The following is a 22777-nucleotide window of genomic DNA, read 5'->3' on the forward strand; positions in this document are numbered from 1 at the left end:
TTTTTGCGGGGGTGTGGAGCCTCGAGACGATGAGCACCGACTCCGGCGATCGGGTCTACTACGTGATCAGCGACCTCCACATCGGCGGCGACGAACAGCTCGAGGAGGTCGACTTTCTCGAGGAGCTGCTCGCGTTCCTCGACCGGCTGGAAGAGACCGACGAAAACGCCGAGTTGATTATCAACGGCGACGCCTTCGGGCTCTGGGAGTTCACGACCGTCGAGGGAATCGAGAAGTTCGACGTGCTCGAGGAGACGTACCCGGAGCTGTTCGAGGCGTTCCGACGAACCGGCGAGAACGTCCCGATCACGCTGTTGCCGGGCAACCACGACCACGAACTCGCCGCCTACGACGAGTACGTCGAGCGCTTCGCGGCGTACAACGTCGATCTGGTCCAGGAGCAGTCGATCACGAGACCCGTCGGCGACCAGGCGATCCACTTCGAACACGGCCACCAGCAGGACCCGAACAACCGGATCGAAGACTGGGGGAACCCCCACGCGACGCCGCTCGGCTACTACTACAACACCCTCGTCACCAGCCGGGCGGGCCAGCTTTCGGATCGGGGGCGGTACAACTGGCTGAAGGACGTCCAGGCGGTGACGCCGACCGAACGGATGCCGGTCTGGCTGCTCTCGAAGTACTTCTACCGGGAGATGAACCCCCTCCTTCGGTACTCGATGGTTCCGTTCCTGTTGCTGTTCAACATCAGCGCCATCCTCGCCGTGTTCGCGGGGCTGGATCTCGTCGGCGTCTGGTCGGCCCCGGTCGACCGGACGACGGCGTTTCTCGGGCAGTTCGGAACGGCCGGAACCGCGGCCTGGTTCTTCCTCGCGATCAACGTGGCCGTCGCCGGCCTGCTGTTGCTCGTCGGTATCCCGCTGTACTTCATCCGGCGGGACGTCAGAAAGACCGTCGACCGCTTCGGCGTGTTCGAAACGGATCTCACCGTCGACGCGGAAGCGCCGTACGTAGAGGCCGCCAGCGAGGTGCTCTCCGCGGAGCCCGAGACGACGATCTTCTGTTACGGACACACGCACAGACCGACCATCCGGGAGGTCGACGGCGGGCTCCTCGTGAACACCGGGACGTGGCTCAAGCGCCTCCACCGGCGGGACGGCATCACCGGCATTCTGCCGCCGGTCTTCTACCCCTCCTACCAGCTCGCCGCCGTCCGCATCGCGCCCGAACGGGAGGGCGTCGCCGTGGAGTTCGAGCGGTTCACGAAGCCGAGCCCCGCCTCCGAGGAACTCACGCGCACCGAGCGGTTCTTCACCGTCGGCCGGGAGCCCGAGCCCGAACTCCCGGACCGACACGTCATCGAGACGAACGCGAAGACCGAGGCGGCGGTCTCCGTTCCGGAGCCCACCGACTAACGTTTCAGTCGGCGACGAGCCTCCGCAAGCGAGAGGCCGGTTCGATCGGGAGCAGCCGCCAGGTCCCGGCCGGAAGCCGGCCGGGGCGTAACGCTCGAGTCGCGAAGACCCGACTGGCGACGGACGGACTCCTGTCAGTTTCGGCGCACCGTCTCGTCTGTGACTGTGCCGGGAAACCGAGACCGCAGACCGTCTCAGTCCGCAGCGGGCGCCGGCGACTCGATCGCGCCGTCGGGAACCGTCCCGTCGTCGTTCCAGCCGCGGGCGGCGTAGTACTCCTCGATCGCAGCCTCGAGGTCCGGCAGTTCGTACGGCAGGCCGTCGTCGTCGGCACCGAACCCGCGCTGGTTGTTGAAGTGGCGCTCGCGCTCGACGGTGCGGGCGCCGACGGCCATCAGCTCCTCGTAGTCGGCGTCGAACAGGTCGGCGAGACGCTCGTCGGTGACGTAGTCGCCGCCGAAGGCACAGACGATGCCCGAGTCGCGGAACGCCGCGTAGTTCTCCTGGTCGACCAGCGTCTCGGCCTTGCCGAGGGTGCCCTCGGGGTCGAGTTCGCCGCTGTACTCGAGGCTCAGCATTCCCGCGTACATGTGGTCGCCGCCGCGGTTCGCGACGGCGTAGGAGAGTCCCTGGCCGTGGAGCACGCGGCCGTCGTGGGCGGCGAACTCGACGCCCTTGACGGTGTAGTCGTCGACCCCCAACTCCTCGTGGCTGCGGTGGACCCCCTCGGCGAGCGTGTCGCCGATCCCTTCGCGGTACGCGATCTTCTCGGTGATCTCCCGGGCCAGTTCGGCGTTGCCGAACTCCGCTTCGCTCTTGAGGTAGGCAGCTACGGTGACGCCCGCGGAGATGGTGTCCATCCCGAAGTTGTCGCACAGCTCGTTCGACTTCATCACGTCGACGATGTCGCCGACGCCCTGCAGGGAGCCGAAGGCGTACACGGTCTCGAACTCCGGCCCCTCGGTTTCGATCCCCTCCTCCTCGTCGCGCGTGGGGAGCTTGCAGGCGTAGGCGCAGGCCGAGCAGGCGCCCTTCTTGTACTTCTTCTCCTCGACGGCGTTGCCGCCGATGCCGGCGGCGTGCTCGAACTCGTACTCCTCGAAGTACCTCGTCGGGAGGGAGAAGTTGTCGTTGATGAACTCCGTGCCCCCGGTGGTTCCCTGGCGTTTCATCCGGTCGTCGGACTGGGCGGCCTCGCGGTGGACGTCCATCTCCGGCGGATTCGGAATCTCGACGGTCGGCGGCGACTCCCCGGCGAACGTGACGCACTTGACGTTCTTCGATCCGAGCACGGCGCCGAGGCCGCCGCGGCCGAACGCCCGCGAATCGAAGGTCATCACGCTGGCGAAGCGCACGAGGTTCTCGCCGGCGGGGCCGATGGCGAGGCAGTGTTCGGCGTCGAGGCCGTGGTTCTCGGCCATGTAGTCGGAGACCTCGGGAACCGTGGCCGCCTCGAGGTCCGGTACCTCCTCGAACTCCACGCCCTCGTCGGTGACGTGGATCGCGAGCAACTCGTCGCTCGCGCCGGCGACCTCGAGGACGCTGATCCCGGCCCCGGCGAAGTTCCGAGAGAGGTAGCCACCGGCGTTCGTCGAGGCCAACCCATCGGAAAGGGGCGAGAGGGCGGTCATGTTCATCCGGCCGGTGAAGGACATCTGGGAGAGCTGCAGCGGGCCGGTCGAGAGGTACGCCCGGTTCTCGGGGCCGAACGGATCGGCGTCGAAGGGGATGCGTTCGTGGGCCAGCGCGGTCGCGAGCGCGCGACCGCCGACGGTGCGCTCGAGCAGCTCGTCGATCTCGATTCTCTCTGCCGTCCGCTCGCCGACGTCGACGGCGAGCAGGGGGCCTTCGGCGTGGAGCATGGGAAGGTGTTACGGACACAGGCTCTTAGCTGTGTGCGAGGCGGAACCGGTCTTCGACGGGCGAAACGGAGCCGGCCTGTCGACTCAGGAGTCCTCTTCCCGGTCTTCCGGCGGCACAAACGGGCCGACCGAGACGGTCCGCCTGCCGATCGTCGCCGCCCGGAGAATGTAGGCGATGAAGATCGTCAACGGCGTGAGAATGATGCCGAGCCCGACGCTCACGACGAGCGGTGCGTACGCCGGATCGATCATCATCCCCTCGGGGCGGTACAGCAGCGTGAGCACGATGCTGGTGAGCAGCGCGACGAACCCCGTGTAGGCGACGACCCGGGACAGCCTCGCGAAGTCCTGTTGCAGCGAGAGCGTCTTGAAGAACTGCCGGGTGATCGCGATCGACTCGAGCAGGTCGTCGATCGCCTCGAGTTCCTCGCTGGCCTCCTCCGAGAGCGACTCCTCGAGTTCCTGGCCGATGTACTCGGTCGCGGTGAGGTTTCGGGCGTACTCGGTGCCGATGATGACGACGAGGACGTCGACGATGTTCGTGCCGTTCTCGATCTTTTCGTCGATGCTCTCGCCGTACGAGCGAATGCCCTCGGCGTACGAACGCACCGACGGCTCCCCGTCGACGGAGCCCCCCGCTGTCGTTTCGAATCGGTCTGCGTGGTCGGACAACGTTTCGGCGATGAGTGAGAGAAACTCCGCCGGATCGTTGGGTGTCGCGGATTCGCCCGCGTGATCTCGGACGCGCGTGCGAAGTTCCCGAGTCCCGTCGAGTTTGTCCCGCAACCCGTCGGGGGAGCCGAACACGCGCGAGAGGATCAGCTGGTTGATCGAGAGCGCGACGGTGACGAGCGTCAGGGTTCCGGAGATCAACCCGCTACCGAACGCCGTTTCGGCCACGCTGTCAGGACCGACGGTGATGACGTCGGCCTGGATCAGCCCGTACACGACGAGAATCGCCACGACCGTGAGCCCGATCGCGACGAGCAGTCGGTTTCCGGTGAGCAAGAGCCAGTTGAGCCCCCGATCGACGGCTCCGTCCGCGTCTCTGACCGAACTCGCGGTCGAGACTCCGTCACTCATCGTCCCGAAGGCGTCGAGGTTCCGGCGCTGTCGACGTGATCGTCATACCTCCCCCGACATCGTCCGCTCACAATAATGTGCGGTTCGCGGAACGATCGCTCACCGGTCTCGAGAGCCGGCGTCGGAGACGCGTCTCGAGCCGCCCGTTTCGCTCCCGCTCGTGGTCGATTTCTCGCGCCGTTCGACGACGCCCTCCGTCCACGTCCCCCGGAGGAAGTAGAGGCCGGCGAGGACGACCATGCAGACGTTGGCGATCGCCTCGCCGTACCAGACCCCGGTCGCGCCGAGGTCCATCGGAACCGCCAGCGTGTAGGCGAACACCGCCCGGAAGACGATGAAGCCGACGATGGCGAACGCCATCGCGACGCGCGTGCTGCCGCTGCCGCGGAACCCGCCCTGAACGACGTAGAAGACCCCGAGGAAGACGTACGAGAGACTCACGATCCGGAGGTACTCGCCGCCGATGTCGACCACCGTTTCGGCGCCCGAACCGGCGACGAAGACGTCGACCAGCAGGTACGCGGAGACGTACACCGCGACGGTAAACAGGAGCAGGGCACCCGTGATGAGGACGACACCGGCGTAGACGCCGCGCTTGGCTCGCTCGACCTGTTCGGCGCCGAGGTTCTGGCCGACGACGGTTTCGACGCCGCGGGCCAGCCCCAGCGCGGGGAGGACGACCACCGACGTGATCCGGGAGCCGATCCCGTACGCCGCGACGGCCTCGGCCCCGGCGAGCGCGACGAGCGCGGTCAGGATCGTCACGCTCGCCGCGCTGGTGCTCACCTCGACGCTCGCGGGCGCGCCGATGGTGACGATCTTCTTGACCGTCTCTCGCTCGAGCAACAGGTCCGACGGCGAGAGGTGGATGCCGACGCGACCCGAGAGCAACAGCCAGAGTCCGACCACTGCGACGAGCGTTCGCGAGATGATTGTCGCGACCGCCGCGCCCATCACCGCCAGCCCGTCGAAGCCGGTCGCCTCGTAGAGGGTCGCCTCGAGGGCCTCGAGGCCGAACCAGGCGAAGACGACATTGTCCTGAAAGCCGAGGATGAAGAACGGGTCGATGACGACGTTGAGGGCGACGCTTCCCGCCATGAGGTAGAGCGGGGTTCGAGTATCGCCCCACCCCTGAAGCAGCGACTGGAAGATGAAGAAGGCGAAGATGAAGGGCATCCCGAGGAACTCCACGCGAACGTACTGGAGGGCGTAGGTGTACTCGAGGGTGCCGGGCTCCGCACCGACGAGTTGGAGCAGCCACGGCGAGAGCGCGTAGCCGATCGCGCCCAACAGCCCGGAGAGCAGGAGGACGAACGTGATCGTCCCCCCGGCGACGCCGCTGACCCGGTCGAGGTTCCCTGCACCCTTGTTCTGGGCGATCAGCACCGTTCCGGCGACGTTGAACCCGATCGCGAAGCTGATGACGAGGAAGACGATCGCCCACGCGTACGAGAGCGCGGAGACGCCCTCCTGGCCGAGGCGTCCGACCCAGAAGGTGTCCGCGAGGTTGTAGCCGACGAGCAACATATTCGTCAGCACGATCGGCACCGAGAGGACGATCAGCGGCCACACCAGGCCGCCGTCGATGAGGTCGACCGAGCGGTCGCTCCCCCTGCTCATGTCTCGCCTCCGGTCGTCGCTCGAGCGGCCGCGTCGGACACGCGAGGCTCACGCGGCGGTCGCGGCCGGTTCATACAGAGAAAGCGGGCGGCCGACGATTAGGCGTTACGGTACCGCGGATCCGCTCGCGGTGAGCGCGGGAACGCCGCGCTCCCTCGCGGTCGAACCGCCGCCTCCAGAGACGGCTCCTGTGGTACGACTGTGACGACGTACGGACGACGGCGAGGACACCTGTACCGTACAGGCAACGGCGAGGGTGGTAGCGCTGTGTGAGACAACGTCGGTGGATCCCTCGCCGGGTGAACGGAGGGACTCCTGAGCCAAGAAGGCCACTGGTACGGTAACACAACATCCATCCGATATTTCGCGGCAGTGCGTGCGCGAAAAAACTGCGACCTCGAGTGCCCCGATGCGAGAACGGCCGCACCGGGCCCGCTGGACCGCCGTCTAGACGCCGCCGAACAGTCTCCCTCTCGAGACACTATCTCGAAAGGAATAGTCTGGGAGTTACACCGCCGTCGGGTGGGTTCGCCTGTTCGAGTCGCGGGTGGAAGCCGCTCGCGGCTATCGGGCGTCCTCGAGGGCCTCGAGCGCGTCCGGGTTCTCGAGACTCGAGAGGTCGCCTAAGTCCTCGCCGGTGTAGGCAGCCTGGACCGCCCGTCGAATGATCTTACCCGACTGCGTTTTGGGGAACTCGTCGACGAACAGGATCTCACGCGGGCGGAACGGCTTTCCGAGCTCCTCGCCGACCTGCTCGCGGAGTTCCGCACGGAGGTCTTCGCTCTCGTCGGCGCCGGCCTCGAGGATGGCGTAGGCCACGACGGCGGTGCCCGTGGTCTCGTCGGGCGCGCCGACGGCGGCGGCCTGGTTCACCGCAGGGTGGTCGATCAGGGCGCCCTCGACCTCCGCCGGTCCCACTTTTCGGCCCGCCACGTTGAGTGCGTCGTCGGCTCGCCCGTGGAGGAACCAGAATCCGTCGGCGTCCTTCTGGGCCCAGTCGCCGTGGTCCCACAGCGGCGGGTCCTCGAAGGTCGACCAGTACTCCTCTATGTAGCGCTCGTCGCCCGACCAGAGGCTCTTCGTCATCGAGGGACAGGAGTCCCTGGCGACGAGGAAGCCCCGTTCGCCCTCGTCGGCGACGGACTCGCCCGACGAGTCGACGATGTCGATGTCCATCCCGAGCCCCGGCCCACCGAGCGTACAGGGTTTCAGCGGCTGGGTCGGCATCGGCATCAGGAAGCAGCCGCAGATCTCCGTGCCGCCGGAGATGTTGATGATCGGCGCCCGGCCGCCGCCGACGCGCTCGTAAAACCAGCGCCAGGATTCTGGGTCCCAGGGCTCGCCGGTCGAGCCCAGAATCCGAAGCGAGGAGAGGTCGTGGCCCTCGAGCGGCTCGTCGCCGTACTTGCGGAGCGCGCGGATGGCGGTCGGCGAGATGCCGAACTGGGTGAGCTTGTGGCGGTCGATCATCGCCCAGAAGCGGTCGGGGTTCGGGTAGTCGGGTGCGCCTTCGTACATGAAGACGGTGCCCCCGAAGGTGTGGACGCCGATCAGGGTCCACGGCCCCATCATCCAGCCGATGTCGCTCACCCAGAAGAAGCGGTCGGCGGGTTTGAGGTCGAAGCCGAAGTAGAGCTCCTTGGCGCACTGCGTCTGGACGCCCGCGTGGGTGTGGACGATCCCCTTCGGCGTCCCCGTCGTCCCCGACGAGTAGAGGAGCATCGACTCCTGGCTCGAGGGCAGCGATTTGGTCTCGTAGTCGGCTGATTGCTCGCCGACGGCGTCGGCCCACCACTCGTCGCGATCGTCGTTCCAGGGGATCTCTCCCGCACCGCCGGCCGCTTCGTCCCGCGAGCCGAGCCGATCGAAGACGATCGCGTGCTCGACGCGTCCGGCCTGTTCGATCGCCTCGTCGGCCAACTCCTTCAGGTAGATCGGACTCCCCCGCCGGAGGAAGCCGTCGCCCGTAAAGAGCACCGAGGGCTCGCTGTCTTCGATTCGGGTCGCCACCGCGTCGACGCCGAAGCCCGAGAAGATCGGCACCGCGATCGCGCCGACCTTGAAACAGCCGTAGAGGATCGAGACGACCTCGGGAACCATCGGCATGTAGAGCCCGACGGTGTCGCCGGTTTCGATCCCCCGCTCCTCGAGGGCGTTCGCCACCCGGTTCGCGTCGCGGTGGAGCTCGTGGTAGGTGGTCTCCCGCACCTCGCCGTCCTCGCCCTCCCAGATGGTCGCGACCCGGTTTCTGGTCGCGTTCTCGAGGTCGGCGTGGCGGTCGAGGACGTTGTGGGCGACGTTGAGCTCCCCGCCGGGGTACCAGTCGGTGAACTGCGGGCCGTCCGCGTCATCTCTAACGGTTTCGTAAGGCTCGTAGAACTCGATATCGAGGTAATCGACGAGCTCGTCCCAGAACCAGTCGACGCCCGACTCGCCGTCGCCGCGGTCGGTCGTGGTCCGCTCGATGAGGTCGTCGTAGTCGTCGATCCCGTACGCCTGCATGAACGCGTGGACGTTCGTCGACTCGACGAACGCCTCGGACGGCTCGTGGACCACCTCGTCGGTGAGTTCCTGTTCCATAGCTGGTGGCAACGTTTGCCGGCCCGCACGATGAAAGTACCGTCCTCGACGCTGGCCGCGCCCGAGAGAACCGACCGGTCGTGATCGTCCACAAACGCTTTTGGCCCAGGTGACGTACGTCGAATTATGTACGTACGGGACGCGAAAAACCGGGAGGAGGTCTGGCTTCTCGATCAGATCGAGGCGATGGGGCTCGACGACACGGCGTTCCGATCTCGCGACTACGTCCTCGCCATCGACGAGGACTCGGGTGCGAAAGCCGGCTTCGGCCGGATTCGCGTCCACAAGCCCTCCGACGGCGAGGACGTCTGCGAGCTAACCAGCATCGGCGTTCTCGAGGAGTGGCGCGGCCAGGGCGTCGGCGCGCACGTGATCGAACGGCTCCTCGAGTACGCGGGCGACGAGGGGTTCGAGCGCGTCTACTCGCTGACGGGCGAGTCGGCGTACCTCGCGCAGTTCGGCTTCCGGCGCATCGACGTCGACGACCTGCCGCCGGTGTTACGGACGCGACTCGAGGACAAGCGCGAGCGGACCGATCCGGAGGCGGTTCCGCTCTCGATCGGTATCGACGAGTTCCGGATGCCCGACCGGCTGCGGTCGGCGTTCAAGCGCGCGAGCGAGCGCGCCGACGAGACGAGCGACGACGTCGAGTCGCCCGAGGACTTCGGGATCGATCCGGACCGGGCGACCTACAAGTACGACACCGGGCGGTAACCCGGCGACCGCGGCCGACTCACCGCCCTCCCGCCCGCCCGCGGTCGTGGAAGTCGTGGCGGAACGCGATCCAGCCGATGAGCGTGATACAGAGGATCGGCGGCAGGATCGCGAACGCCCACAGCGGGTCGAGCCCCCACCCGAGGAGGGTGACGAGGTTCGCCAGCCCGAGTGTGAGAAAGGGGAGCACGTACAGCGTCGCTCGACGCCGGTCGGTCGTCCCGTCGTCCGTCGGCAACGCCGTTCCCATACCACTCGCGTCGACGCCGATCGGCAAAAAGCCGCGTTGACCGTCGAGGCGACAGTCTCGAGGCGGTGACGGTCGGCGTCGACTCCCGCCGCGGCGGCCGCTCCGGCGGGACGCCAGACCGGCCGCTGGCCCCGCCGGGCGACGACTCGTTTCTCAAGTTTCAAGCCGCGGGGAACCGTCGGGGTCGATAATGTTCGATTCCGACGACCTCGAGGAGATCCGTGCCGGCGCCGAGGAGTGGCACGAGGCGGAGGTCGAGCCCGTTCTCGAGCGATTCGGCGAGCGAAAGGAGACGTTCACGACCGACACCGGCGGCCAGGAGGTCGAGCGGCTGTACACGCCCGCCGACGTCGCCGACCTCGAGTACGACGAGGATCTCGGCTTCCCCGGCGAGGCGCCGTACACGCGCGGCGTCTACTCGACCGGCTACCGCGGTCGGCTGTGGACGATGCGCCAGTACGCGGGCTTTTCGACCCCCGAGGATACGAACGAGCGGTTTCACTACCTGCTCGAGCAGGGCCAGACCGGGCTCTCGATGGCGTTCGACCTGCCGACCCAGATGGGGTACGACTCCGACGCGACCATGGCGGCGGGCGAGGTCGGGAAGGCCGGAGTCGCCATCGACTCGCTGGCCGACATGGAGACGGTGTTCGACGGCATTCCGCTCGACGAGGTGAGCACCTCGATGACGATCAACGCGCCCGCGTCGGTGCTGCTCGCGATGTACATCGCCGTCGGCGACCGTCAGGGAGTCGACCGGGCCGACCTCCGGGGGACCATCCAGAACGACCTGCTGAAGGAGTACATCGCCCGGAACACCTACATCTACCCGCCCGGTCCCTCGATGCGGATCATCACGGACATCTTCGAGTTCTGTGCCGACGAGGTCCCGAAGTTCAACACCATCTCCATCTCGGGCTACCACATCCGCGAGGCGGGTGCGACCGCCGCCCAGGAGCTCGCCTTCACCCTCGGTGACGGGATCGAGTACGTCGAGGCCGCCGTCGACGCCGGGCTGGACGTCGACGACTTCGCCCCCCAGTTATCGTTCTTTTTCAACGGTCACAACAACATCTTCGAGGAGGTCGCGAAGTTCCGCGCGGCGCGCCGAATGTGGCACGATATCATGGAGGAACGGTTCGACGCGCAGAATCCCAAATCCAAGCAGCTCAAGTTCCACACGCAGACCGCAGGTTCGATGCTCACCGCCCAGCAGATCGAGAACAACGTCGTTCGAGTGGCCTACCAGGCGCTCGCTGCCGTCCTCGGGGGGACACAGAGCCTCCACACGAACGGGAAGGACGAGGCGCTCGCCCTCCCCACCGAGGAGTCCGTCAGGACCGCCCTGCGAACCCAGCAGATCCTCGCACACGAATCGGGTGCGGCAGATACGATCGATCCGCTCGCGGGCAGCTACTACGTCGAGAGCCTGACCGACGAAGTGGAGGCGGAAGCCTACGACCTCCTCGAGGAGGTCGACTCCCGCGGCGGGATGCTCGAGGCCGTCGAGTCCCAGTGGGTCCAGCGCCAGATCCAGGACACCGCCTTCGACCGCCAGCGCGAGATCGAGGAGGGCGAGCGGATCATCGTGGGCGTCAACGAGTTCGAGGTCGACGAGGAGCCCACGATGGACGTTCAGGCGGTCACCGAGGAGGATGAACGCCGCCAGCTCGAGCGCCTCGAGTCCGTCCGCGAGGGGCGCGACGACGAAGCGACGGCGGCGGCGCTCGAGGCGCTGGGCGAGGCGGCGCGCGGGGAGGAGAACGTGATGCCGTACATCGTCGACGCGGTGAAGGCCGAGGGAACCGTCGGCGAGATCTGTACCGTCTTCCGCGACGAGTTCGGGGAGTACCACCCGGGCGGCGTGTGATCGATCCGTCGAGGATCGGAGCCCAACACTGGTACTCACGGCCGCGGTTCGGTCGCTGCGGTGACACCACCGGGCAGCCTTGATTACTGGTGGCGCTAAACCCCCCCTCTCGATGACGACACACCCGACCGACATCACCGCCGTCGGAGGGCTGACGTCTCCGATGCCCGCTCTCGGGTTCGGCACCGCTCAGCTCACCGGCGACGACTGCCGCGGAGCCGTCGAACTCGCCCTCGAGACCGGCTACCGCCACCTCGACACCGCACAGCTGTACGGCAACGAATCCGCCGTCGGCGACGCCCTCGCCTCGAGCCCCGTCCCCCGCGAGGACGTGTACCTCGTCACGAAGGTCCACCCCGACGACGCCGCGCCCGAAGACGTCCACCGCACCACGCGGGAGAGCCTCGAGCGCCTCGGAACCGGGATCGACCTCCTCTTGCTCCACGGGCCGAGCGACGAGGCGCCCCTCGAGGAGACGATCGCCGCGATGAACGACCTCCAGGAGGAGGGGGCCGTCGACCGGATCGGCGTGAGCAACTTCTCGGTCACCCAGCTCGAGGCGGCCGTCGCGGCCTCCTCGACCCCGATCGTCACGAACCAGGTGAAGTACCACCCGTACCACCGCCAGGACGACCTCCTGTCGTACTGTCTCGAGAACGGGATCGTGCTGACGGCGTACAGCCCCCTCGCGAAGGGGTCGGTCGTCGGCGACGAGCGCCTCGAGGCGCTCGGCGATCGGTACGGAAAGTCGGCGGCGCAGGTGGCCCTGCGGTGGCTGCTCCAGCAGCCGGGGGTGGCGGCGATTCCGAAGGCCTCGAGCCGCGAGCACGTCGAGGCCAACGCCGACGTGTTCGACTTCGAACTGACCGACGAGGAGATGCGAGGGGTGTTCGTACTCGGCGGCGAGGAGGCGCCGCCGTCGGCGCTGTCGGACCGACTCGGCCTGTCGTGAGAGGACGAGAACGCTTCGGGACGTGGGCCGCTCGAGGACGTCCCGGTCGGCAACCGGCGCTATCGGAGACGGACGGCCGTTCCGTACGCCAGCACTTCGGAGCCGCCTTCGGTGATCGACGAGGTATCAAGCCGGAGGTTGACGACCGCGTCGGCCCCCATCTCCTCGGCGTCGGCCTCCAGCCGCCTGATAGCCTCGTCGCGGGATTTCGAGAGGAGATCCGAGTACGCCTTGAGTTCGCCGCCGAAGACGTTTCGGATCCCCTGGGTGATGTCGCGGCCGGCGTTTTTCGCCTCGACCGTGTTGCCGCGGGCCACGCCGAGCACCTCGACGATCTCTCGATCCGGAACGGTTTCCGTAGTCGTTATCAGCATGTACGCTGCGCTTCTCAGCCCCCCGACATATACGTTACTCCGACGGCGGGGGCCGACGCGACCGGCGGAGCGGAAGAGTAACGCCGCCGGCCGTCCCAGGGCGAACCGATGCGATTCGATCACGCGGGTATCGCGACCGACGACGCGGCGGCACTCGCCGACCTGTTCTCGAGCCTGTTCGACGCCGAAATCGCCCACGATGAGACGTTCGATGGGATGCGGGTCGTCTTCCTCGCACTCGAGAACGGCTACTTCGAACTCTTAGAACCGCTCGAGGAGGGGACGATCGCGGGCTACCTCGAGCGACACGGCCCCGGTATCCATCACCTCGCAGTCGAAACGGACGATGTCGAGGCCGCCCTCGAGACCGCCCGCGAGGCGGGGATCGAACTCGTCGACGAGGAGCCCCGGCCCGGCGCGTGGGGTCACTCCGTCGCCTTTCTCCACCCGCGAGACACCGGCGGCGTGTTGCTCGAGTTCGTCGAGCACTGACCGCGCGGCCGGGACCGTGCGAGCGCTCCTCGACGGTCGCTCAGCACCGGAACTCGGCGACCGTACGGCGCTCGCCCATGGTCTCGTGAACAACGACCACGGACTCCGGCGGCGGGTCGGGACGATCGACGACGGCGGTGTAGGGAACCGCTCCGAGACACTCGATACAGACGTCGGCCGCGGGGTCGTCGACCCCGACGACGACCTCGAGCGTCTCCCGATCCGTCTCGAGGGAAGCCAGCGAGAGGCGGTGACACGGCGTCGGCGTCTCGACGACGCCCTCGATCCTGATAACGTCGTCCTCGAGGTCGATCCTCGCGCGGTCGGTCGCGCCGGCGGTCGCACACTCGCCCTCGCCGAACTCGAACTCTGAGCCCTCGGCGCCCTCCTCCGACGGACAGTCGCCGCTGGTGTGCGCCGTCCGGGTCGCGACGCCGCCCCGACGGAGGGTCACGACCGTCTCGGACTCGGTACAGTCCGTCGACGCTCCCTCGAGGGCGAGGTCGACGCTCGAGTCCTCCGACTCGAGAGCGAGGCGGTAACCGGTCGGTTCGACGAGTCGGAACTCGAGGCGGTCGCCCGCGGCGAGGTCGAGGATGTCCTCGAACGCTGGCTCGTCGTCGATCGCGATCTCGATCGTCACCTCGCGGCCCTCGTCGGCGTCGTTCTCGAGGACGAGTCGGTGTGAAACCGTGCCCTCCGCCTCGGCGGGCTCTCCGATCTCGTAGTACCCGTCAGACGCCGTCACCGAGTCGTCGTCGCTCCCGGGAGCGGCGAGGTCGCGGCCGCTCGCGAGACAGCCAGCGGTTCCGACGGCCGCGCCGCCGGCAACGGCTGCGAGGAGGGTACGTCGGCGCATAGCTGACGAAACGCGAACCGGACGGTAAACCTTTTTTACGCGACCAGAAGAGAGTGATCGAGCAGTGACTGTCGTCCGTCGACGACGGTCGACTCAGCCGAAGTTCTCGATCAGCGCCTCGTCCGAATCGCCGCCGGCGTCGTCGATCGCGTCCGCGACCGCGTGGACGAAGTCGCTGAAACCGAAGACGTAATAGCGACCGTCCTCGAGGTGGGTCGCGACCGCCTCCGCGACCGCCTCGTCCTCGCCGTCGTCGATAACCACCACGTCCGCACCGGCGTCGGTGAGCGCCTCGAGGCGGTCCTCGTGGGCCGGGTCGTCGTCCTGATAGATCACGACGGCGTCGTGGCCGGCCTCGTGGGCCGCCTCGGCGATGGCGACCGCGGGGCCGACGCCGGGACCGCCCGCGACCGCGACGACGTCCTCCTCGCCCTCGTAGGTGATCGTCCCGAAGGGGCCCTCGACGTGGACCGTCTCGCCGCCCTCGAGGTCGGCGAGCCACGGCGAGAGGGTGCCGTCGGGATCGACGCCGACGGTGAGTTCGAACGTCTCCTCGACCGACGGCGAGGAGAGGGTGTAGTGGCGGCTGATCACCTCGTCCTCGGGGGCGGCCCGCAACAGGACGAACTGGCCCGGAAGCGCGTCGAATCCGTCGGGCGTCTCCAGTTCGAGTGCGATCGTATCGGCTCCGACCTCGCGAACGTCGGCGACGGGTACCTCGGTTCCTTCCATAGCCGGTCCTTCGCAGGGGTGATTGAAAGCCGTTGGCTCTCCGGAGCGAGGGATCGAAAAACTCACTCCGGACCGGGTAGCGGTTCGGTCGTCGTCCAGACGGGTGGGGTTTCAGAAGCCTTTTCATTTACTGGAGGCAAGGGTCGCTACGACATGACCGAGGACTTAAACTGGGCTATCGGGGGCGAGGCCGGCGACGGCATCGACTCCACGGGCAAGATCTTCGCCCAGGCACTCTCCCGAGCCGGACGACACGTCTTCACGTCGAAGGACTTCGCGTCGCGGATCCGCGGCGGCTACACCGCCTACAAGATCCGCACCTCCGTCGACCAGGTCCAGAGCGTCGTCGACCGGCTGGACATCCTGGTGGCGCTCACGCAGCGAACCATCGACGAGAACCTCGACGAACTGCACGACGGCAGCGCGATCATCTACGACGGCGAGCGTTCCTGGGAAGCCAACATTCCCGAGGAGGCGACCGCCGTCGACGTCCCCCTCAAATCCCTCGCCGAGGAGGCCGGCGGCGCGATCATGCGAAACACCGTCGCCCTCGGTGCGGCCTGCGAGATCACCGGCTTCGACGTCGAGTACCTCGACGAATCGCTCGAGAAGCGCTTCGGCGGGAAGGGGTCGAAGATCGTCGAGAACAACCGCGAAGCCGCCCGCCTCGGTCAGGAGTACGTCCAGGAGAACTACGACGTCGACCTGGGCTACGACCTCGAGACGACCGACAACGACTACGTCCTGTTGAACGGCGACGAGGCGATCGGCATGGGCGCCCTCGCCGCCGGCTGTCGGTTCTACGCCGGCTACCCGATCACGCCCGCGACGAACGTGATGGAGTACCTCACGGGACGGATCGAACGCTACGGCGGCCACGTCGTCCAGGCCGAAGACGAACTCTCCGCGATCAACATGGCCCTCGGCGCCGCCCGCGCCGGGGCGCGATCGATGACGGCCACCTCGGGGCCGGGCATCGACCTGATGGCCGAGACGTTCGGGCTGATCGCGACCAGCGAGACGCCGCTCGTGATCTGTGACGTGATGCGCTCCGGGCCGTCGACCGGGATGCCGACGAAACAGGAGCAGGGCGACCTCAACATGACGCTGTACGGCGGCCACGGCGAGGTTCCCCGGTTCGTCATCACCCCGACGACCATCTCGGAGTGTTTCTGGAAGACCGTCGAGGCGTTCAACTACGCCGAGAAGTACCAGACGCCCGTCTACCTGGTCGCCGACCTCGCGCTCGCGGTCACCGAACAGACGTTCCCGCCGGAGGCGTTCGACATGGACGCCGTCGAGATCGACCGCGGCAAACTCGTCGACGACGACACCGTCGACGAGTGGCTCGACGAGCAGGGACGGTTCCGCGCCCACGCGAACACCGACGACGGGATCAGCCCCCGCGCGATTCCGGGAACGATCGACGGCGCCCACATGAGCACCGGTCTCGAGCACGACGAACTCGGCCGTCGAACCGAGGAGACGGACGTGCGCGTCGAGCAGGTCGACAAGCGAAACCGCAAGGTAGAGACCGCCCAGGCCGAGGAGGACTGGGATTACCGCGAGTTCGGCAGCCCCGACGCGGAGAACCTCGTCATCTCCTGGGGGTCGAACGAGGGCGCGCTCGTCGAGGCGCTCGACTACCTCGAGGAGGAAGGTGTCGACGTCCGCGTCGTCTCGGTCCCCTACATCTTCCCGCGACCCGACCTCACCGACGACGTCGAGGCCGCCGAGGACGTGATCGTCGTCGAGTGTAACGCAACCGGCCAGTTCGCCGACGTGCTCGAGCGCGACACGCTCACCCGACTCAAGCGGATCAACAAGTACACCGGCGTCCGTTTCAAGGCGGACGAACTCGCAGAGGCGATTCAGACGAAACTCACCGAGGAGGTGCCAGCACAATGAGCTCAGAGGTTCGATTCACCGACTTCAAATCCGACAAGCAGCCGACGTGGTGTCCCGGATGCGGCGACTTCGGGACGATGAACGGCATGATGAAAGCGCTAGCCAACACCGGCAACGACCCCGACAACACGTTCGTGGTCGCCGGAATCGGCTGTTCCGGAAAGATCGGGACCTACATGCACAGCTACGCCCTCCACGGGGTTCACGGCCGTGCGCTCCCGGTCGGACAGGGCGTCAAGATGGCCCGTCCCGACATCGAAGTGATGGTCGCCGGCGGCGACGGCGACGGCTACTCGATCGGCGCCGGCCACTTCGTCCACGCCGTCCGACGGAACGTCGACATGTCCTACGTCGTCATGGACAACCGCATCTACGGGCTGACGAAGGGCCAGGCCTCGCCGACCTCGAGATCCGATTTCGAGACCTCAACGACCCCCGAGGGACCGAAACAGCCCCCGGTCAACCCGCTCGCGCTCGCGCTCGCCTCCGGGGCGACGTTCATCGCCCAGTCGTTCGCCTCCGACGCGATGCGCCACGCCGAGATCGTCCAGGAAGCGATCGAACACGACGGCTTCGGCTTCGTCAACGTCTTCAGCCCCTGCGTGACGTTCAACGACGTCGACACCTACGACTACTTCCGGGACACCCTGGTCGACTTAGAGGAGGAGGGTCACGACCGCCACGACTACGAGGCGGCCAAGGAGGTCATCCTCGACGCCGGAAAGGAGTACCAGGGCGTGATGTACCAGAACGAGAACTCGGTTCCCTATCACGAACAGCACGGCGTCACCGAGGATATGTCCGAGATTCCCGACGGCGCCCCCGAGGACGCGATGGACCTCGTCCGCGAGTTCTACTGATCGCCGGTTTCGTTCCCTTCTTTCGTCGAATCGTCGTCTTCGACCGGCCGCACCTCGAGTTCGAATCCCCAGACGAACGTCGCGTCGGGGTCGTCCCGAACGTTCCGCTCGTCGGTCGCGACCGCGACCTCGTTCTCGAAGCGGTAGGTCCCGGCCTCGAGATAGCCCGCCGTCCGGTAGTCGTCCCAGACCGCGTAGACGTTCGTGATCGACTCGTCGGCGCTGAACTCCCGGCCCGCACAGCCGTAGCCGTCGTAAGCTCGCGGCTCGTCGGGGTCGACGTCTCGAGTCCACCGCTCGCCGTCGCGGCCGTCGGGGTCCGCGACGGCTTCTCGCTTGAGCACCAGTCCGCCGTCGACGCTCACGCCGTCGGCCCGGTCGAACAGGCTACACTGGCCCTCCTCGACGGAGAGCAGCCGCTCGTCGCCCGCGTTCGTCGTCGTCACGGCCACGCGCGCCGTCTCCTCAGGACCGATCCCCTCGATCAGGAGGTCGACGTCGATCACGAGGTCGTACTCCTCGGGAACGGCGTCGACGGTCGCGACCGAGACGGTGTGAGTCGGACGGTCGGGCTCTGTCGGGTCAGGGTCCGACTCCGTCGTCTCCGGGTCGTCACTCGCACCTTCGGCGTCGTCTACCGGTTCGGGCTCGAGTTCGTCGTCGGTCGTCGCGGGCGGGTCCGCAGACTCCGACTGGAGGCAGCCGGCCAGCGCCGTCGTGACGACGCCCGCGAGCACACCGCGTCTGTTCATACTGCAATCGTATTCGACTCGACAATAAGTTTCGTGGTCGGTCAAAGGGCGATTTCACCTATCGTGGTTGCGGCTCCCGACGGTCGAACTCGGGCGGTACAATCCCTGACGGAGTCACGAGCTTTACCTGTCGGGCCGACGAACCACCGGTCGTGTCCCTTACCGCGGACTATCACGTTCACACGAACTACTCCGACGGCCGCCCGCTCCCGGAGATGCTCTCCGCCGCCGCGGACGCGGGCCTCGAGGCGGTCGGCTTCGCCGATCACTGCAACGTCTCCGAGCGATCGCCGCTGGCGGCGACCAAGCGGGAACTGGGGTTCAACCTCGATCTGACCTACGAGCGGCGGCGGGCCGCACTCGAGGCGCTCGCCGCAGAGACCGGCTTGCGGCTCTACGACGCGGTGGAACTGGACTACGACCCGCGCGACGAGGCGGCGATCGAGGCGTTCCTCGAGGAAGCCGGATTCGAGTACGCCATCGGAAGCGTCCACGAGATGGACGGCACGGTGATCTTCGACCAGGACCACTTCGCGGCGAAGTCCGAGTCGGCGATCGTCGACCTGATCGACGACTACTACGCTCGACTCTGTGCGCTGATCGAATCGGAGCTGTTCGACGTCGTGGCTCACCTCGACGCGATCGAGCGCACGCCGGCGCTGCGAGGGTACACGACCGCCAACCACTGGCAAGCGGTGGCGGATGCGCTCGCCGCCTCGTCGACGCTTCCCGAGATCAACGCGGGCGCGATCGACGGCTACGGCGAGTACCACCCCGAGCCGGCGTTTCTCGAGGCGCTCCGCGCCGCGGACGTCTCGTTCGTTCCCGGAACGGATTCCCACCGGGGGCCGGAACTCGAGGCGCGAACGGCGGCGCTGGCGACGCGGTTCGGCGAGCTGGGACTCGAGCCGGCGGCGCCGCCGTCGCTGTAACTGCCGCAGCTACGGCAGGCGTTCGACCGACTCCATCAGTAGCTCGACGTTGACACCCTCGTCGGCAAGCGGCTCCGGGTAGCCGCCGAGCAACACGACGAAGTCGTCGCCGTGATCGAACGCGGTGAGCAACAGGACGACGTCGACGTCCTCGCCGTCGAACGTCGTGGTTCCGCGAAACCGATCGACCGAGCGGTCCGCGCCGAGAACCGGGAGCGCGATCGTCGCGGCGTACTCGAGGTCCCCGAGGTCGCCGTAGCCGCCGTCGAACTCCGACTGGAGCTCCGCCAGTAGCTCCTCGCTGTCGAGTTCTGCGAGCGGATTGTACGACGATCCCAGGATCTCCAGCGCCGGCATCGAGACGGCGGCGACCGTCGCCGCCTCCCGCGTCTCGCCCAGGAGTTCGACCTCCTTCTCGGAGACCGACAGCCAGTAGCTCGCCCGCACGTCGCGCTCGAGGCCGGCCTCGACGGTTTCCTCGTGAGTCTGTCGTTCGGCTACCGTCTCCTCGTATCCGGTTTCCGCGAGCGCCGCCTCGCTCGGAGCGACCCGCGTCGCGTCGAACTCGAGGGCGTTCCGTCCGAGCGCGAAGTCGAGACAGCCGGCCGAGAGCGCGAGAGCGCAGGCAGTTCCGCCTGCGAGAATACGTCTCCGGGTAGTCATACCACGGGTGTCGGCGGGCCAGCGCCATATTCATTCCGGAGAATCAGTACATCTTATAAGACAGTTTGTGGCGAACGGGCCCATACATCAAGAGTTATCGGGGGCTGTCCCCCCTAGTAGGGCATGACGGAGTTTGCAGACCGCGTCGAGCAGGTGTCGATCAGCGGCATTCGCGAGGTGTTCGAAGCCGCCGGCGAGGACGCGATCAACCTCGGCATCGGGCAGCCGGACTTCCCCACGCCGGAGCACGCCCGCCGGGCCGCCGTCAACGCGGTGGAAGCGGGAAAAGCCGACGCCTACACCTCTAACAAGGGGATTCTCGAGCTCCGGGAGGCGATTTCGGCGAAGTACGACCGGGACTACGGGCTCGCCGTCGACCCGGGCGATGCCATCGTCACTGCCGGCGGCAGCGAGGCGTTGCACTTGGCGCTCGAGGCCCACGTCGATCCCGGCGAGGAGGTGATCTTTCCCGATCCAGGGTTCGTCGCGTACGACGCGCTGACCCGGATCGCCGGCGGCACGCCGAAGCCCGTCGCCCTCCGCGACGATCTCACCCTCGATCCCGCCGCCGTCGAGGAGGCCATCACCGACGACACCGCGGTTTTCATCGTCAACAGCCCCGGCAACCCCACCGGTGCGGTCCAGAGCGAGGACGACGTCCGGGAGTTCGCCCGGATCGCCGACGAGCACGACGTGCTCTGTCTCTCAGACGAGGTGTACGAGCACATCGTCTTCGACGGCGTTCACCGCTCGCCGATGGAGTTTTCGAACACCGACAACGTCGTCGTCGTCAGCGCCTGCTCGAAGACGTACTCGATGACCGGCTGGCGGCTGGGCTGGATCGTCGGCTCCAACCGCCGGATCGAGCGGATGCTCCGCGTCCACCAGTACTGCCAGGCCTGCGCGAGCGCGCCGGCACAGTACGCCGCCGAGGCGGCCCTCTCGGGCCCCCAGGACGCCGTCTCCCAGATGGTCCAGGCGTTCGAGCGCCGCCGCGACACCGTCGTCGACGGCCTCGAGGACGCCGGACTCACGGTTCCGACCCCCCAGGGGGCGTTCTACGCGATGCCGGAGGTTCCCGAGGGCTGGTGCGACGAGGTGCTCGAGCGCGGCGTCGTCGTCGTCCCCGGCGAGGCCTTCGGCGAGAACGGCGCGGGGTACGCCCGCCTCTCCTACGCGACGGCGATGGACGAACTGAAGGAGGCCCTCGAGATCATCGACGACGCGACGGCGGCCGTTCGGTAGCGACGACCGCCGAAGTCGTCCCGAGACGGGCGTGACACGTGGCCCGATGTCCGACGGGCGAACCGAACGGATTTGTAACGCGTCGTCCAACCCTCACGAAATGAGAGCCGACTCGACGGCGACACCACCGACGGAGACACCGAGTGCCCGACTTCCCGCCGGCGTCGGAGCCGGGACGAACCGCGGTCGAAATCGCGGCGGTGTCCGGCGATGACGGACGCGAGACGGTCGGTTCTCGAACTCCTCGAGGAAACCGACGTCGCCCTCCCGGTGGCCGTCCTGGACAACGAACTCGAGCCGCCCCACGCGACGGTTTCTCGCACCCTCACCGAACTCGAGCGGGACGGGCTCGTCGAACGGGACGAGCGGTACGAGGCGTTCTACCGAATCACCGACAGCGGGTGTGCGTACCTCGAGGAAGAGTCCGTGGATTGACAGCGTCCGGTGGTGAAACGACACAGGACGACGCGATGGTGCTTCAAGGCGCGACCGTCCCGCGAGTTCACTCGCCCGTCGAACCGTCGCTCCCGTTTCGAACCGGAAGCGGTTCGTCGGGGATCCGGAGTCGCTTGAGCCGACCGATGCTCGAGAGCACCGCGACGAGGAGTTTCAGCCGAACGCCGTCCGACGGCGGGGCGATCATCAGGCCGTGGCGCTTCGCGACGAGGGCGAAGTACGGGAGGTTCAACCCGCTCTCTGGGTAGTCGCTGGCGCCGAGCGCGTGTTCGGAGACGACGAACTCCTTGAACTCGAGCCCGGGCGTCATGCTCACCGCGAGGACGGCGCTGTCGTCGCCGACGACCTCGTAACCGTGAGGGACGCCGGGAGCGATCGACTCGTTGTCACCCACCTCGAGGAGGCGGTCCTCGCCGTCGATGGTGGCCCGGATCGCCCCCCGGTTGACGGTGATCGTCTCCGTCTGCTCGGGGTGGGTGTGCTCGCCGACCTCGTGGCCCGCGTCGAGATGGAATTTCAGCGTGAGCGGTCCATTCGACGGATCGTCGGGTTCGTTGAGGAACTCGACGCGTTCACCGCGGACCGGGTGGCAGGTGATCGTCACGTCCCGCCCCCCTCGAGACTCGATCCACTGCTGGTCGTTGCCGCGCGGGACGGACCACGTCGTGCGGGTGGAATCCATGACCCCTGGACGTCATATCCGCTAATAAATATATCTCGAGTACGTGACTATCGGGAGACCGTTATTACCGACGCGCGTTCGTGGTTCAGGCGGTGGCCCCGGAAACGCGACTCGCCCGCTATCGCCGCCGCGATCGGCCCGCTCGGGAAGCGAAACACGTCTCAGACCCGGCCCCACTCACGCTACCGCCCCGTTTCGTCGCGACCGGCCAGAATCTCCGCACAGAGCTCGTGGGCCGCCCCCAGGTGCTCGTCGGCTCGCTCGTCGCCGGTTTCGCCGGCCTCCTCGAGCAGGTGTCGAGCCTGACCGACCCGCTTTCTGACGGTGGCGTCGTCCAGGTCGTTCTCGGCCGCGTCACGGACGACGGCCTCGGCCTCGCCGAGCCAGCGGTTGGTCCGGTGGTCGATCGGTAGCGAGGCGGTGGCCTCGAGGTGGTCGTGGAGGGCGCGTACCTGCGCCTCGAGCGGGTCATCCGGACTATCAGCGGTCATACCTCAGCTGTCGGTTTCCGAGAG

22 protein-coding genes are annotated in these 22777 nt (G+C 67.3%); 10 read left to right on the top strand and 12 right to left on the bottom strand.

Features of this window, described 5'->3' with window-relative positions; translation table 11 throughout:
* The first annotated feature begins 29 nt into the window (after positions 1 to 29).
* Positions 30 to 1376 carry a metallophosphoesterase gene (locus tag NMQ11_RS10625; protein ID WP_255167936.1) on the top strand — a complete coding sequence of 449 codons (1347 nt, stop codon included), beginning with the start codon at positions 30 to 32 and terminating at the stop codon, positions 1374 to 1376.
* Positions 1377 to 1570: 194 nt separating this feature from the next.
* Here NMQ11_RS10625 and NMQ11_RS10630 read toward each other — a convergent pair whose 3' ends face one another.
* The 4 genes from NMQ11_RS10630 to NMQ11_RS10645 all read right to left on the bottom strand — a co-directional run bounded on the left by NMQ11_RS10630 (position 1571) and on the right by NMQ11_RS10645 (position 8521).
* Positions 1571 to 3238, bottom strand: coding sequence for an aldehyde ferredoxin oxidoreductase C-terminal domain-containing protein (locus NMQ11_RS10630; protein ID WP_255167937.1), 1668 nt, complete (start codon positions 3236 to 3238; stop codon positions 1571 to 1573).
* An 84-nt stretch (positions 3239 to 3322) separates the two neighbouring features.
* Positions 3323 to 4321, bottom strand: a complete 999-nt coding sequence (locus NMQ11_RS10635) for a DUF7972 family membrane protein (protein ID WP_255167939.1) — start codon at positions 4319 to 4321, stop codon at positions 3323 to 3325.
* 99 nt (positions 4322 to 4420) lie between these two features.
* A complete protein-coding gene (locus NMQ11_RS10640; protein WP_255167941.1) occupies positions 4421 to 5941 on the bottom strand; it encodes an MATE family efflux transporter in 1521 nt (506 codons plus the stop codon).
* A 564-nt stretch (positions 5942 to 6505) separates the two neighbouring features.
* A complete protein-coding gene (locus tag NMQ11_RS10645; protein WP_255167942.1) occupies positions 6506 to 8521 on the bottom strand; it encodes an AMP-binding protein in 2016 nt (671 codons plus the stop codon).
* A gap of 126 nt (positions 8522 to 8647) precedes the next feature.
* Here NMQ11_RS10645 and NMQ11_RS10650 point away from each other — a divergent pair, with 126 nt between their 5' ends.
* Positions 8648 to 9235 (top strand): GNAT family N-acetyltransferase, encoded by a 588-nt coding sequence (locus NMQ11_RS10650; protein ID WP_255167948.1) that lies wholly within the window; start codon positions 8648 to 8650, stop codon positions 9233 to 9235.
* Between the two features lie 19 nt (positions 9236 to 9254).
* On the opposite strand, the gene NMQ11_RS10655 is transcribed toward NMQ11_RS10650, so the two are convergent.
* A complete protein-coding gene (locus NMQ11_RS10655) occupies positions 9255 to 9485 on the bottom strand; it encodes a DUF8142 family protein (RefSeq protein WP_255167951.1) in 231 nt (76 codons plus the stop codon).
* 190 nt (positions 9486 to 9675) lie between these two features.
* Here NMQ11_RS10655 and NMQ11_RS10660 point away from each other — a divergent pair, with 190 nt between their 5' ends.
* Complete coding sequence (locus tag NMQ11_RS10660; RefSeq protein ID WP_255167953.1) at positions 9676 to 11355, top strand: acyl-CoA mutase large subunit family protein; 1680 nt, start codon at positions 9676 to 9678, stop codon at positions 11353 to 11355.
* Between the two features lie 112 nt (positions 11356 to 11467).
* Positions 11468 to 12307 carry an aldo/keto reductase gene (locus tag NMQ11_RS10665; protein WP_255167956.1) on the top strand — a complete coding sequence of 280 codons (840 nt, stop codon included), beginning with the start codon at positions 11468 to 11470 and terminating at the stop codon, positions 12305 to 12307.
* 59 nt (positions 12308 to 12366) lie between these two features.
* On the opposite strand, the gene NMQ11_RS10670 is transcribed toward NMQ11_RS10665, so the two are convergent.
* The gene (locus NMQ11_RS10670) at positions 12367 to 12681 is read right to left on the bottom strand and encodes a YbjQ family protein (protein WP_255167959.1); all 315 of its coding nucleotides are present in this window, start codon (positions 12679 to 12681) and stop codon (positions 12367 to 12369) included.
* Positions 12682 to 12789: 108 nt separating this feature from the next.
* Here NMQ11_RS10670 and mce point away from each other — a divergent pair, with 108 nt between their 5' ends.
* On the top strand, positions 12790 to 13173 hold the full coding sequence (mce, locus tag NMQ11_RS10675) for a methylmalonyl-CoA epimerase (RefSeq protein WP_255167962.1): 384 nt from the start codon (positions 12790 to 12792) through the stop codon (positions 13171 to 13173).
* A 40-nt stretch (positions 13174 to 13213) separates the two neighbouring features.
* Here mce and NMQ11_RS10680 read toward each other — a convergent pair whose 3' ends face one another.
* The gene (locus NMQ11_RS10680) at positions 13214 to 14032 is read right to left on the bottom strand and encodes a hypothetical protein (protein WP_255167964.1); all 819 of its coding nucleotides are present in this window, start codon (positions 14030 to 14032) and stop codon (positions 13214 to 13216) included.
* 93 nt (positions 14033 to 14125) lie between these two features.
* Entirely contained in the window at positions 14126 to 14764 is a 639-nt protein-coding gene (locus NMQ11_RS10685) for an FAD-dependent oxidoreductase (RefSeq protein ID WP_255167967.1), read from the bottom strand.
* Positions 14765 to 14917: 153 nt separating this feature from the next.
* Here NMQ11_RS10685 and NMQ11_RS10690 point away from each other — a divergent pair, with 153 nt between their 5' ends.
* On the top strand, positions 14918 to 16672 hold the full coding sequence (locus tag NMQ11_RS10690) for a 2-oxoacid:acceptor oxidoreductase subunit alpha (RefSeq protein ID WP_255167968.1): 1755 nt from the start codon (positions 14918 to 14920) through the stop codon (positions 16670 to 16672).
* On the top strand, positions 16669 to 17532 hold the full coding sequence (locus NMQ11_RS10695; protein ID WP_255167971.1) for a 2-oxoacid:ferredoxin oxidoreductase subunit beta: 864 nt from the start codon (positions 16669 to 16671) through the stop codon (positions 17530 to 17532). The genes NMQ11_RS10690 and NMQ11_RS10695 overlap by 4 nt, the downstream gene beginning before the upstream one ends.
* On the opposite strand, the gene NMQ11_RS10700 is transcribed toward NMQ11_RS10695, so the two are convergent.
* Entirely contained in the window at positions 17526 to 18284 is a 759-nt protein-coding gene (locus NMQ11_RS10700; protein WP_255167973.1) for a hypothetical protein, read from the bottom strand. The genes NMQ11_RS10695 and NMQ11_RS10700 overlap by 7 nt on opposite strands.
* Positions 18285 to 18436: 152 nt before the next feature.
* Between NMQ11_RS10700 and NMQ11_RS10705 the strand changes: the two genes are divergently transcribed.
* On the top strand, positions 18437 to 19216 hold the full coding sequence (locus NMQ11_RS10705; protein WP_255167975.1) for a PHP domain-containing protein: 780 nt from the start codon (positions 18437 to 18439) through the stop codon (positions 19214 to 19216).
* A gap of 9 nt (positions 19217 to 19225) precedes the next feature.
* On the opposite strand, the gene NMQ11_RS10710 is transcribed toward NMQ11_RS10705, so the two are convergent.
* A complete protein-coding gene (locus tag NMQ11_RS10710; protein ID WP_255167977.1) occupies positions 19226 to 19879 on the bottom strand; it encodes a DUF6517 family protein in 654 nt (217 codons plus the stop codon).
* Positions 19880 to 20002: 123 nt separating this feature from the next.
* Here NMQ11_RS10710 and NMQ11_RS10715 point away from each other — a divergent pair, with 123 nt between their 5' ends.
* Entirely contained in the window at positions 20003 to 21124 is a 1122-nt protein-coding gene (locus NMQ11_RS10715; RefSeq protein ID WP_255167980.1) for a pyridoxal phosphate-dependent aminotransferase, read from the top strand.
* Between the two features lie 210 nt (positions 21125 to 21334).
* Positions 21335 to 21559 (top strand): helix-turn-helix domain-containing protein, encoded by a 225-nt coding sequence (locus NMQ11_RS10720; RefSeq protein WP_255167983.1) that lies wholly within the window; start codon positions 21335 to 21337, stop codon positions 21557 to 21559.
* A gap of 67 nt (positions 21560 to 21626) precedes the next feature.
* Here NMQ11_RS10720 and NMQ11_RS10725 read toward each other — a convergent pair whose 3' ends face one another.
* Positions 21627 to 22262, bottom strand: coding sequence for a cupin domain-containing protein (locus NMQ11_RS10725; protein ID WP_255167984.1), 636 nt, complete (start codon positions 22260 to 22262; stop codon positions 21627 to 21629).
* A gap of 182 nt (positions 22263 to 22444) precedes the next feature.
* On the bottom strand, positions 22445 to 22753 hold the full coding sequence (locus tag NMQ11_RS10730; protein ID WP_255167985.1) for a DUF8152 family protein: 309 nt from the start codon (positions 22751 to 22753) through the stop codon (positions 22445 to 22447).
* Between the last annotated feature and the right edge of the window lie 24 nt (positions 22754 to 22777).

This window comes from Natrononativus amylolyticus (assembly GCF_024362525.1).
Taxonomy (GTDB): domain Archaea; phylum Halobacteriota; class Halobacteria; order Halobacteriales; family Natrialbaceae; genus Natrononativus; species Natrononativus amylolyticus.